Source organism: Constrictibacter sp. MBR-5 (assembly GCF_040549485.1).
GTDB lineage: Bacteria > Pseudomonadota > Alphaproteobacteria > JAJUGE01 > JAJUGE01 > Constrictibacter.
Genome location: NZ_JBEPTK010000003.1, coordinates 319,995 through 332,163, shown reverse-complemented (window position 1 = coordinate 332,163; position 12,169 = coordinate 319,995). Strand labels below are relative to the sequence as shown.

The following is a 12,169-nucleotide window of genomic DNA, read 5'->3' as shown; positions in this document are numbered from 1 at the left end:
CTCAGCCGCGGAGGCGTCCCGGCGCGATCCACCAGGCGGGATGCTCGGCGGCGACACGGGTCGCGGCCGCCTCCGCCAGGCCGGCGCTCTCGTACAGGCCGAAGCAGGTGGCGCCGCTGCCGGAGAGGCGTGCCAGCAGGCATCCGGGCGTCGCAGCGATCGCGTCCAGCGTCGGCGCGATGTCCGGCGCGAGCCGGATTGCCGCTTCGGCAAGATCATTGTCGTACAGCGACAGAAACCGCGCCAACTCCGCGGCACTGGCGATCTCGCCAATGAGGTTGCCGCCTGGGAGACGCGGAACGGAAAAGCGGTCTATGCGCGTTCGGAACACGGCTGCCGTCGACAGCGCGACCCGCGGGTTAACGAGGAGGATGCCGCAAGGCGGAAGCGCGGAAAGCGGCACCACGGTTTCCCCGATGCCAGACACCAGCGCCGGCGTGCCGGCGAGGCATACCGGCACATCGGCGCCCAGAGCGAGCCCCAGGTCCGCCAGCCGGCGCTGGTCGGGATCGATGTTCCACAGCCTGCAGAGGGCGAGGAGCGCGGCGGCGGCGTCGGCGGATCCGCCGCCGATGCCGGAGGCCACGGGAAGGTTCTTCGTCAGGCGGATGTCGGCCCCGTCCGATATCGCATACGCCGCCTGCAGCCCCGTTGCCGCGCGGTGGACGAGATTGTGCTCCACCGGCCCGTCCAGTTCGTCGGCGAAGGGTCCGTCGACTGAAAGCCTGAGGCCGTCGGCGGGCCTGACCGACACGACGTCGTGCGCGTCGGCGAACGCGACGAGGCTTTCGATCAGGTGGTAGCCGGCCGGCCGCCGTCCGACGACGTGCAGGAACAGGTTGATCTTGGCATGCGCGGCGGCGGTGATGGCCGGCGGCATCACGACAGCGGGATTGTCATGCGCGTCAGCCGCCGCGAGCGGCCTTTACCGGACAGCCGTCGAGGCCGCATTCGACCTTCGCCTCGATCGCCGCGACGCGCTTCTCGTCCGGATCCATGCGCAGCGCATGGGCCCACTGGAACCGCGCCTCGTTCCGGCGGCCGACCTTCCAGTAGGCGTCGCCGAGATGCTCGTTGATCGTCGGGTCGCCCGGTTCCAGCTGAACCGCGCGCTCGAGTTCGCGCACGGCCTCTTCATAGCGGCCGGTGACGAAATAGACCCAGCCCAGGCTGTCGGCGATGAAGCCGTCCTCGGGTCGCAGCTCTGAGGCACGGCGGACGAGGCCTTCCGCTTCTTCGAGATTGTCGCGGCGGTCAATCCAGGAGTAGCCGAGATAGTTCAGCACATAAGGCTGTTCCGGGCTGAGCGTCAGGGCCTGCTTCAGGTCGGCCTGGGCACGCTCCCATTCTCCCGAGCGTTCCAGGGCGATGCCGCGGGCGTAGAAATAGCCCCAGTGCTGCGGCTGCAGCGTATCGACCTGCTCGATCGCGCGATCGTAGGCCTGCGTGGCCTCCTGAAACCGCTCGCGACCGCGCAGGATGTGGCCGAGCGCCAGGAGCGTCTCGACTCCTCCCGGCCGCTTGTCGGCGGCAAACGCCTCCAGCACGCGCACCGCTTCGTCGGTCCGATCCTGCTGGTCTAGGTTGCGTGCGACCCGCAGTGCCAGTGCGGCAGCGAAGGGCGTGTCCTCGCCCACCGCCGCGTAGAGCGCGAGCGCGTCGGCATACCGTTTCTGCGTCTCCAGGATCTCGCCGATGAGCAGGGTGCTCATCGGGTAGCCAGGGCGCAGGCCTTCGGCCAGTCGCGCATGAACCAGCGCCATCGCCAGTTCGCGGTCGTCATAGTAGATGCCGGCGAGATTGAAGAGCGTTTCCGCAATTCCGTCCCGTGCGTCGCGGATCAGAGGTTCGGGAGTGCCGCCGGTCGCCACGGGCTCGGGCATCAGCGTGACCGATTGCGGGTGGGTCTGCTGATAGGCGTCGCGCAGGGCGGAAGCCTGTTCGGTATCGCCCTGCCGCGCGTAGAAATTCGTCGCCAGCTGCACCACTCGCAGCGACGGGTCGCCATCACCCTCCATCAGGGACGAGAAGGCGGCCGCCGCGGCGTCGGGGCGGCCTGCGACGTCGTTGATCAGCGCCCGATGCAGGGCGAGAAGCCGCAGGAAGCCTCGCTGGTTTGTGCTCGATTCCAGGGCCGCGAGGGCCGCGTCGCGTCCCTGATCCGCCAGGGCGATCCATGCCAGCAGTATCGGGCGCGCGGCCGCGTTGTAGCGCAGCGGCGGGATCGTTTCGACGAGCTTGCGTGCCGCCGCGTAGTCGCTCTGCCGGACTTGCTCCAGGGCGACGCGCATGACGGAAAGGGTGAGGCCGTCCTGGGCGTCGACCAGCTTCCGTGCGTGCGGCAGCGAGGCGTCGAAACGGCCGTCGCTGAGCTTCAGCAGGAAGACCCGCTGCTGCAGTTCCAGATTGTCCGGTGCCAGCGCCAGCGCGCGTTCGAGTTGGTCGGCTGCGGTGCCGAGATCGAACTCGCGCTCGGCGTGGCGGCCGGCCAGATAGGCGCCGGAGAAGGACCGGCCCCATAGCGACGTGCTCCGCCTGTCCGGTTTGACGACCGGCTCGTCGACGGCAGGCCGGGAAGGACCTGCCGCCCAGACCGCCGACGGCGCGAGGGCCAGCAGCGACACGGTCAGGCAAAACGCGCGGGCTATCGACGACATGCGTCAGCCACCTCCGAGAGGATCTTCGACGGCGTGACGACCGTCCCCGTCACATGTTCGGATAGTTGGGCCCGCCACCGCCCTCCGGCGTGACCCAGACGATGTTCTGGGTGGGATCCTTGATATCGCATGTCTTACAGTGCACGCAGTTCTGAGCGTTGATCTGTAGACGAGGGCTGCCAGCGTCCTCGACGATTTCATACACGCCCGCGGGACAGTAACGCTGCTCCGGCGCATCGTACAGCGGAAGATTGACCTCGGTCGGGACGGCCGGGTTCTTGAGCGTGAGGTGGACGGGCTGGTCCTCCTCGTGATTGGTATTCGACAGATAGACCGAGGAGGGCAGGTCGAAGCTGATCTCGCCGTCCGGACGCGGATAGTCGATCGGCTTCGCCTGATCCTTCTTCACCAGACTTTCGTTGTCCGCCTTCTGGTGGCGCAGCGTCCAGGGCGCCTTGCCGCCGAGGAGCTTCTGGTCGATGCCGGCATACAGCATGGCGCCCCAGAGCCCCCAGCGGAACGCCGGCTTGAAGTTGCGGGCCTTCCACAGTTCCTCGTGGAGCCAGGATGCCTTGTAGGCCTCGGGATAGGCGGTCACCTCGTCATGCCCTTCGCGGCCGGACTTCAGCGCCTCGTAGGTCGCTTCGGCGGCCAGCATGCCGGTCTTGAGAGCAGCGTGGCTGCCTTTGATCCTGGGCACGTTCAGGAATCCGGCATCGTCGCCGATCAGCATGCCACCCGGAAACACGAGCTTCGGCATGGACTGCACGCCGCCGGCGCTGATCGCCCGCGCCCCGTAGGCGATGCGCTTGCCGCCTTCCAGGTAGCTGCGGATGGCGGGATGGGTCTTGTAGCGCTGGAATTCCTTGAACGGGTTCAGATACGGGTTCTTGTAGTCCAGGCCGACGACATATCCGATCGATACCGTGTTGTCCTCGGTGTGGTACATCCACGAACCGCCATAGGTGTCCGTCTGCATCGGCCACCCGGCCGTGTGCATGACCAGACCCTGCTGGTGCTTGGCCGGATCGATCTGCCACAGTTCCTTCAGGCCGATGCCGTACTTCTGCGGCTGACAGCCCTCACGCAGCTTGAACCGGTCCATGAGCTGGCGTCCGAGCGAGCCGCGGCAGCCTTCGGCGAAGAAGGTGTACTTCGCGTGTAGCTCCATGCCGGGCGTGTAGCTGCCCTTCTGCTCGCCTTCGCGGGAAACGCCCATGTCGCCGGTGGCGACGCCCTTCACGCTGCCGTCCTCGTGATAGAGCACTTCGGCTGCCGCGAAGCCGGGATAGACCTCGACGCCCAACTCCGCTGCCTGCTCGCCGAGCCAACGGCACAGATTGCCGAGGCTGCCGGCATAGTTGCCGTGATTGTGGAAGGTCGACGGCAGGAGGAAGTTCGGAATCCGGGTCGACCCCTTCTCGCTGAGAAGGAGGAACCGGTCTTCCTTGACCTCGGTCAGCAGCGGCGCGCCCTTCTCCTTCCAATCGGGGAAGAGTTCGTTCAGTGCCCGCGGATCGAACACCGCGCCGGAAAGGATGTGCGCGCCGATCTCGGAACCCTTTTCCAGGACGCACACGCTGACATCGTGGCCCTGCTCGGCCGAGAGCTGCCGGAGCCTGATCGCAGCGGCCAAGCCGGCGGGACCTCCGCCGACCACCACGACGTCGAACTCCATGCTTTCGCGTTCCATCATTTCCCCTCGTCGGCTATACCTGGGGCCTCGGCGAGAGCCGAGGCTCTGGGTCCGGCGGCGCCTACGTCCAGGCGCGCGACGGTCATAAAGGCGGTCAAGATAGTGCACAGGGACAGCGGTTGCCATGCCGCCGCGCCATGAACTCGGCGAGGTTCTGCGCTGGCTGATCGAGGCCGGCGCAGACGAAGCCGTGGGTGACCACCCCGTCGACCGCCTCGCCGGCACCCCTCATCAACCTGTTGCGGTGAAAGATGTTCCGGTTCGGATCGCGCCTCCGGCCGCGGGGCCTGTATCGGCCGCGACACCTCCGTCCGTAGCGTCGCCCCGGCCGGCAGCCGTCCCGACAGCCGCCGGCGACCTGTCGGACGTGACGGACATCGACGCCCTGCGCCGCCGGGTCGAGGCCTTCGAGGGCTGCACGCTCAAGCGGACGGCGACGAACACGGTCTTTGCCGACGGCAACCCGAAGGGCCGCCTGATGCTGGTCGGCGAGGCGCCCGGCGCCGAGGAGGACAGGCGCGGCTTGCCGTTCGTCGGGGCGAGCGGCCGCCTGCTCGACCGGATGCTGGCGGCCATCGGCCTCGATCGCGACACCGTCTTCATTTCCAACGTGATCTATTGGCGGCCGCCCGGAAACCGAACGCCGCTCCCGGCTGAGGTGGCGGCCTGCCTGCCCTTCGTCGAGCGGGCGATCGAACTGGTCGATCCTGCCGTGCTGGTGCTGCTCGGTGGCGCCTCGGCGAAGACGCTGCTGGGCCGGCAGGAGGGAATCATGCGCCTCCGCGGCCGCTGGCACAGCTTCGCCACCCCGCGGATGGCACGGCCGATACCGACCATGGCGACGTTCCATCCCGCCTATCTGTTGCGGTCTCCCGGACAGAAGCGCGAGGCGTGGCGCGACTTTCTCGCGGTTCGAGAGCGGCTCGACACGGAGGTGTGAGGGTTGTCGGCGACGGCGGCGCAGACTCCCGCTTGCCAACCCCCGCGACGGTAAACTACTTGTTAGCCCGCCGTGGAACAGACGACTGAAACACGGGCCGGCGTAGCGCGGCCAACGACCCCCGGAAATCGCCGCCTGCTGACGGGCATGGCGGCGGCATTCGTGTTGTCCGCATCGGTTACGGCGGCTGCCGGCTTCGATATGGGCCTCGGCGACATGAGCGCCGCACAGCCCGGACAGATGCCCCGGGTCCTCGACGCCGACGATGCGACCCGATACCGCAGCATCTTCCACCTCCAGGAAGACGGCAGGTGGAAGGACGCTGACGGGGTCATCGCCGGCCTGCGCGACCGCGTCCTGATGGGCCACGTTCTCTTCCAGCGTTACATGCACCCCACCCGCTACCGCTCCTCCTACGAGGAACTCCGGTCGTGGATGGCGGACTATCGCGACCATCCGGATGCCGAACGCCTCTATGAGCTGGCGATTCGCCGCAAGCCCAAGGATGCGCCGGCGCCGCTGGTCCCCGAAATCGGTTCGCCGCCTGCGGATGTCGCAGGCACGCCGGTCGGTACCCAGGCGCCGCCGCGCATCATCGTCACCTTGCGGGCGGCCCAGGTGTCGGCGCGGGTGAACGAACTGATCGGAAAAGGCCTGCTGGCTGAGGCCGAGAAGGCGGCGGCCGACGCGGCCGATTCCATTTCCCTCGCGGCCTTCGACCGGATCCGGTCGGATATCGCGATGGCCTACTATGTGGCCAACGACAACACGAAGGCTTATGAGCTGGCTTCAGCGGGGGCCTTCCGCTCCAGCGACAGCGTATCCGTCGGACATTGGATCGCCGGCTTGGCGGCGTTCCGCATGGGCTATCTTCGTAGTGCGGTCATCCATTTCGAGGAGCATGCGCGCTCTCCGGCTGCACTGTCCTGGAACGTGGCGGCGGGATCCTACTGGGCGGCGCGGGTGCATCTGCGTTTGCGTCAGCCGGAACAAGCCGAGTCGTGGCTGCGTGCGGCCGCGGAGCACCCGCGGACGTTCTACGGTCTCATTGCCCGGCGGGCGCTCGGCCTGGACAGCGCGCTCGACTGGTCCGAACCGGCCTTGTCGAAGGCCGATGTGGAGAGGGTGCTGAGCATTCCCGGCGGTCGCCGGGCGATTGCCCTCGCCGAGGTCGGGCAGACCGTCCTCGCCGAGGAGGAGCTTCGGGCACATATCTGGAAGATTGGCCCCGAGCATGCGCGGTCCCTTCTCGCCGTCGCGGATGCCATACAGCTGCCTCACACCGCAGTGAGGGCGGGAAGCCGCCTCGCGCAATTTGGGGCGACGACGCGCGATCGGGCACTGTACCCCACGCCGCCCTGGGTGCCGGCGGAAGGGTTCAAGGTGGATCGCGCCTTGATCTATGCCTTCATGCGCCAGGAGTCGCAGTTTCACACCCGGGCGACCAGTCCGGTGGGCGCCCGCGGGCTCATGCAGCTGATGCCGGCGACGGCGACGTCGTTGACCGAAGACTACGAGTTCACCGGGAAGACCCAGGAGGTTCTCTACGAACCCCAGCTGAACGTGAGCTTGGGCCAGCAATATCTGGCCTATCTGCTCGATCGCGGCGAGGTGGAGGGCAACCTTTTCAAGCTCGCGGTCGCGTACAATGCGGGTCTCGGGAACCTGCGGAAATGGGAGCGCAACGGCGACTTCCGTAACGACCCGCTGCTGTTCATCGAGACGCTGCCGGCGCGCCAGACGCGCATCTTCGTCGAGCGTGTGCTGTCGAACTTCTGGATCTATCGCCAGCGCATGGGGCAGGCCAATCCGTCCCTCGATGCGGTGGTGGCGGGCGAGTGGCCGCGCTATGAGGGCCTGGATCCCACGCCGCTGAACCTGGCCGAAAATGTCAAAAATTGACGAGAGCCGTCCGTTCGTTGCGGTGAATATCGCCGTGATGACCGTCTCCGACACGCGCGACGAGGCGGGCGACGTGTCGGGCCGTACCCTCGTGGAGCGGGTGACGGGCGCGGGTCACACGCTCGCCGATCGTGCCATCGTTCGCGACGAGCAGGACGAGATCGTGGGCAGGCTGCGAGCCTGGATCGCCGATCCCGGGATCGACGTCGTCATCGCCACCGGCGGCACCGGCGTGACCGGCCGCGACGTGACTCCCGAGGCTTTCGCATCGGTGTACGAGAAGGAGATCGCCGGTTTCGGCGAACTCTTTCGCTGGCTGAGTTTTCAGAAGATCGGCACGTCGACCATACAGTCGCGTGCGACGGCCGGCGTCGCAGGGGGTACTTATCTCTTCGCGGTGCCGGGCTCGCCCGGTGCGTGCCGCGACGCCTGGGACGACATCCTGCGGTGGCAGCTCGACTACCGCTACCGGCCGTGCAATTTCGTCGAGATCATGCCGCGCCTGCAGGAGCACGTGAAGCCGCGCAAATAGCGCCGCTTGCAGCATCCCGGCCTACTCCGCCGCCTCGCGCCGCTCGCCGTAGGCTTCCAGGTCGTAGCCGCGCAGATAGTCGGGGAGCGGCACACCCGCCTTCAGCCGGGGGTCGGCGACGGGCTCGCCGGCGACCACCTTGAGCGGCAGCACGCCTGCCCAGACATCCAGTTCGTAGTCCGGCTCGTCGTCGACCGGCGGGCCCGTGCGGATCTTTGTCGCCGCCTCCTCGATGGGCATCGAGAGGACCATGGTGGCCTTCAGCTCCTGCTTGGTGACCGGCCGAATCTCGGCCCACCGCCCGGGAAACAGGCGCTCGGTGAAAGCTTCCAGCGTCTTCAGCTTTTCCGCCTCGTCGGTGACCGCCTCGGCTTGCCCGAACATCATCACGGCGCGGTAATTGACCGAGTGGTGGAAGCCGGAGCGGGCGAGGACGAGGCCGTCGATCAGGCTGACGTTGACGCAGACGGGAACGCCGCCGCGCACCGTCTTCAGCATCCGGCTCGCCGACGAGCCGTGCCAGAACAGCCTGTCGCCTTCGCGCCAGTAGCTGGTCGAGGTCACATAGGGGTGGCCGTCGAAGACGTAGCCGACATGGGCGACGAGGCCGGCGTCCAGCACAGCATAAGTGGACTGGCGATCATAGTGCGCACGCTTGTTCAGGCGCTTGATCTTCGTCTTCGCGGTCGGCTTGAAGTCGCTCATCTCAGCTCCTCTGGGCGGACGTCGGCCGACCGGGGGCCGACAGGGGCGGCCCGCAGCCATGCGATTCCGTCGCCGGCGTCCACCATTGAACGGCAGCGACGGTAGGCGCACAGTGGCCCTGGCAAAAGTGCCATTTCGCGTGATCCTTCTAGAGCCACTTCGAGCAGTTGTCATGGCAGACCGGACCGCCGCCGCTCCCCGCGCCCGCCGGACGACCCTCGTCTCACTAGGGCTGGCGCGGGACAACGCCACGCCGCTGCACCGCCAGCTCTACGACCAGTTGCGCGAGGCTATCCTCGCGGGACGTCTGGCGCCCGGCGTCCGGCTGCCGTCGACGCGGGCGCTCGCGAGCGAACTCCGCCTGTCGCGCAACACGGTGGCCACGGCTTTCGAGCAGCTGCTGTCGGAAGGCTATGTGGAAGGCCGCGTCGGGGCGGGAACGTTCGTCTCCTCCGTACTGCCGGAGATGCTGCTCGGAGCAGCCGGCCCGGCGGCGGGCACCGCGGGCGGCGGCATTCCGGCGCGACCGTCGCGGCGCGGCGAGGCCATCGCCCAAGCCGTTCCGCGCCGGCCGGACCGGCATCCCGCCTTCGCCCTGGCTGCGGCGGAACTCGATGCGGTGGCTTCGCGCGAATGGGGCCGCGCGATGGTGCGCTGGTGGCGCCACCCGGCCGGCGAGCTGATGCGCCAGCGCGATCCGTCGGGCTGGCTGCCGCTGCGCCGGGCGATCGCCGCCTATCTGCGCGCCGTCCGTGCAGTCCGCTGCGACCCGGACCAGGTGATGATCGTGTCGGGCGCACAGGCGGGTGTGGACCTCGCGGCGCGGCTGCTGCTCGATCCGGGCGAAGAGGCCTGGGTCGAGGAGCCGGGCTATGCCGGCCTGCGTGCGGCCATGCTGGCGGCGGGGGCGACGGCAATTCCGGTGCCGATCGATGCGGAAGGCATATCGGTCGCCGCCGGCCGCCGGATGGCGCCGTCTGCACGGCTGGCGGCCGTCACGCCGTCGCACCAGTTTCCGCTGGGCGTGACGATGAGCCTCGCCCGCCGGCTGTCGCTGCTGGACTGGGCGCGCGAGGCAGGGGCGTGGATCCTGGAGGACGACTATGACAGCGAGTACCGCTATGCCGGCAGGCCGCTGGCGGCGCTCCAGGGTCTCGACCAGGACGGGCGGGTCATCTACGTCGGCACCTTCTCCAAGGTCCTCTTCCCATCGTTGCGGCTCGGCTATCTGGTCCTGCCGGCGCCGCTGGTCGACCTATTCCGCCGCGCCCGAGCCGCCGTCGACGACCATGCGCCGGCGATCGCCCAGGCGCCGCTCGCCGACTTCATCGAATCCGGTCAGTTCGCTGCGCACCTCAGGCGGTGCAGGACGCGATACGCCGAGCGGCGCGCGGTAATGATCGATGCCATCGACACCCATCTGGGCGGACTGCTGCGGCCGGCTCCGGGCGAGGGAGGATTGCACCTGCTGGCCGATCTGTCCGGCAGTGCGGGCTTCGACGACCGGGAGGCCGCGCGCCGTGCGTCGGCGCAGCGCGTCAGTGTCACTCCCCTCTCGAGCTACTATGCGGCTAAGCCGGACCGCAGCGGCCTGCTGATGGGCTTCGGCGCTGTCGACGACGCGGAGATCGTCGCCGGCGTGAAGCGGCTCGCCCGGGCGCTGGCGTCGGTGCCTGCGTCGCCCGCCTAGCGGTTCATGCGGTTGTCGACAAGATCATTGACGACGCCCGGCTCTGCCAACGTGGATGTGTCACCCAGGTTGGATTGATCGTTCTCGGCGATCTTGCGGAGGATGCGGCGCATGATCTTGCCCGAGCGCGTCTTCGGCAGGCCGGGTGCCCATTGGATCAGGTCCGGCGAGGCGATCGGGCCGATCTCGCGGCGCACCCACTGGACCAGTTCCTTGCGCAGCTCTTCGCTGGGCTCCTCCCCGGCGATCAGGGTGACGTAGGCGTAGATCCCCTGGCCCTTCAGGTCGTGCGGATAGCCCACGACCGCGGCCTCCGCCACCTTCGCGTGGGCCACGAGGGCGCTCTCCACTTCGGCAGTGCCGATGCGGTGGCCCGAGACGTTGATGACGTCGTCCACCCGGCCGGTGATCCACCAATAGCCGTCCTCATCACGGCGCGCGCCGTCGCCGGTGAAGTAGGTGCCGGGATACATGGCGAAGTAGGTATCGTAGAAGCGCTGGTGGTCGCCGTAGACGGTCCGCATCTGGCCCGGCCAGCTGTCGAGCAGCACGAGGTTGCCGGATGCGGCACCCTCGATGCGCTTGCCCTGTTCGTCGACCAGTGCGGGCCGGACGCTGAAGAAGGGCAGCGTCGCCGAGCCCGGCTTCAGCGCGGTGGCGCCCGGCAAGGGCGTGATCAGGATGCCGCCGGTTTCGGTCTGCCACCAGGTGTCGACGATCGGGCAGCGCCGCTCGCCGACGACGTTGTAGTACCAGAGCCACGCCTCGGGATTGATGGGTTCGCCGACCGACCCGAGGAGGCGCAGCGACTTGCGACTCGCCTTCTTCACCGGCCCCTCGCCGTCGCGCATCAGGGCGCGGATAGCGGTCGGCGCAGTGTAGAAGATGTTGACGTTGTGCTTGTCGACGACCTGCCAGAAGCGGCTGGCATCGGGATAGTTCGGCACCCCCTCGAACATCAGCGTGGTGGCGCCGTTGGCGAGCGGCCCGTAGAGGATGTAGCTGTGGCCCGTGACCCAGCCGACGTCCGCCGTGCACCAGTAGATGTCGCCATCGTGATAGTCGAAGACGTACTGATGCGTCATCGAGGCATAGACCATGTAGCCGCCGGTCGTGTGGAGCACGCCCTTCGGCTTCCCCGTCGATCCCGACGTGTAGAGGATGAACAGCGGGTCCTCGGCGTTCATCGGCTCCGCCGGGCAGTCGGCCGAGGCCTTTGCCATCAGGTCGCCGTACCAATGGTCGCGGCCTTCCTTCATGTCGATGGCGGCGCCGGTGTGCTTGACCACGACACATGTCTTCGCCGAAGGCGCATGCTCCAGCGCGGCGTCGGTGTTCTTCTTCAGCGGGATCGGCCGCCCGCCGCGCACGCCCTCGTCGGAGGTCACGACCAGCGACGATCCGCAGTCACTGATCCGGCCGGCGAGGCTCTCCGGAGAGAAGCCGCCGAAGACCACCGAATGGATCGCACCGATGCGGGCGCAGGCGAGCACCGCGACGGCGATCTCGGGGATCATCGGCAGGTAGATGGTGACGCGGTCGCCCTTCTTGGCGCCGAGCGACTTCAGGACGTTGGCGAACTTGCACACTTCGGCGTGAAGCTCGCGGTAGGTGATCCTGCGGTCCTTCGACGGGTCGTCGCCTTCCCAGATGATCGCGACCTGGTCGCCGCGCTTCTCCAGGTGCCGGTCGAGGCAGTTGTAAGAGGCGTTGAGGGTGCCGTCGTAGAACCAGCGGATGTGCAGATCGTCGGCCTCGAAGGAGACGTCCTTCACCTTCGTATAGGGCGTGAACCAGTCGATGCGCTTGCCGTGCTCGGCCCAGAAACCTTCCGGGTCGTCGACCGAGCGGCGGTACATGTCCTCGTACTTCGCCTTATCGATCAGGGCGGACTTGGCGAAAGCCTCCGGCACGGGAATCAGCTGGTCGGACATCGGCGCATCTCCTGCAGCGGCACCGCTCGCGCGCGGCGTTCTGGTGTCGCAGAGTATGAGACGGGGCCCCGGATGGGCAAGGCGCCGGTCCGGACCGCCCTTCACGCTGCGCG

9 protein-coding genes are annotated in these 12,169 nt (G+C 67.9%); 4 read left to right on the top strand and 5 right to left on the bottom strand.

Going from position 1 to position 12,169, the window contains the following annotated elements:
* Position 1 precedes the first annotated feature (1 nt).
* From ABIE65_RS08550 to ABIE65_RS08540, 3 genes are read right to left on the bottom strand one after another with little or no spacing between them, the layout of a single operon-like run.
* Positions 2-880, bottom strand: coding sequence for a 4-(cytidine 5'-diphospho)-2-C-methyl-D-erythritol kinase (locus tag ABIE65_RS08550; RefSeq protein WP_354077418.1), 879 nt, complete (start codon positions 878-880; stop codon positions 2-4).
* A gap of 25 nt (positions 881-905) precedes the next feature.
* On the bottom strand, positions 906-2,657 hold the full coding sequence (locus ABIE65_RS08545; RefSeq protein ID WP_354077089.1) for a tetratricopeptide repeat protein: 1,752 nt from the start codon (positions 2,655-2,657) through the stop codon (positions 906-908).
* A 49-nt stretch (positions 2,658-2,706) separates the two neighbouring features.
* The gene (locus ABIE65_RS08540; RefSeq protein ID WP_354077088.1) at positions 2,707-4,350 is read right to left on the bottom strand and encodes an electron transfer flavoprotein-ubiquinone oxidoreductase; all 1,644 of its coding nucleotides are present in this window, start codon (positions 4,348-4,350) and stop codon (positions 2,707-2,709) included.
* Positions 4,351-4,477: 127 nt separating this feature from the next.
* On the opposite strand from ABIE65_RS08540, the gene ABIE65_RS08535 reads away from it, so the two are divergent.
* The 3 genes from ABIE65_RS08535 (at position 4,478) to moaB (ending at position 7,727) form a co-directional block, all read left to right on the top strand.
* Positions 4,478-5,293 (top strand): uracil-DNA glycosylase, encoded by an 816-nt coding sequence (locus ABIE65_RS08535; protein WP_354077087.1) that lies wholly within the window; start codon positions 4,478-4,480, stop codon positions 5,291-5,293.
* A gap of 165 nt (positions 5,294-5,458) precedes the next feature.
* Positions 5,459-7,195, top strand: coding sequence for a lytic transglycosylase domain-containing protein (locus ABIE65_RS08530; RefSeq protein WP_354077085.1), 1,737 nt, complete (start codon positions 5,459-5,461; stop codon positions 7,193-7,195).
* Positions 7,182-7,727 (top strand): molybdenum cofactor biosynthesis protein B, encoded by a 546-nt coding sequence (gene moaB, locus ABIE65_RS08525; protein ID WP_354077083.1) that lies wholly within the window; start codon positions 7,182-7,184, stop codon positions 7,725-7,727. Before ABIE65_RS08530 ends, moaB begins: the two co-directional genes overlap by 14 nt.
* A gap of 21 nt (positions 7,728-7,748) precedes the next feature.
* Here the strand turns inward: moaB and ABIE65_RS08520 are convergent, their stop codons facing one another.
* The gene (locus ABIE65_RS08520; RefSeq protein WP_354077082.1) at positions 7,749-8,432 is read right to left on the bottom strand and encodes a pyridoxamine 5'-phosphate oxidase family protein; all 684 of its coding nucleotides are present in this window, start codon (positions 8,430-8,432) and stop codon (positions 7,749-7,751) included.
* Between the two features lie 172 nt (positions 8,433-8,604).
* On the opposite strand from ABIE65_RS08520, the gene pdxR reads away from it, so the two are divergent.
* On the top strand, positions 8,605-10,122 hold the full coding sequence (gene pdxR, locus ABIE65_RS08515) for a MocR-like pyridoxine biosynthesis transcription factor PdxR (protein WP_354077081.1): 1,518 nt from the start codon (positions 8,605-8,607) through the stop codon (positions 10,120-10,122).
* Here pdxR and acs read toward each other — a convergent pair.
* Positions 10,119-12,056 carry an acetate--CoA ligase gene (acs, locus tag ABIE65_RS08510; RefSeq protein ID WP_354077080.1) on the bottom strand — a complete coding sequence of 646 codons (1,938 nt, stop codon included), beginning with the start codon at positions 12,054-12,056 and terminating at the stop codon, positions 10,119-10,121. The genes pdxR and acs overlap by 4 nt on opposite strands.
* Positions 12,057-12,169: the final 113 nt, after the last annotated feature.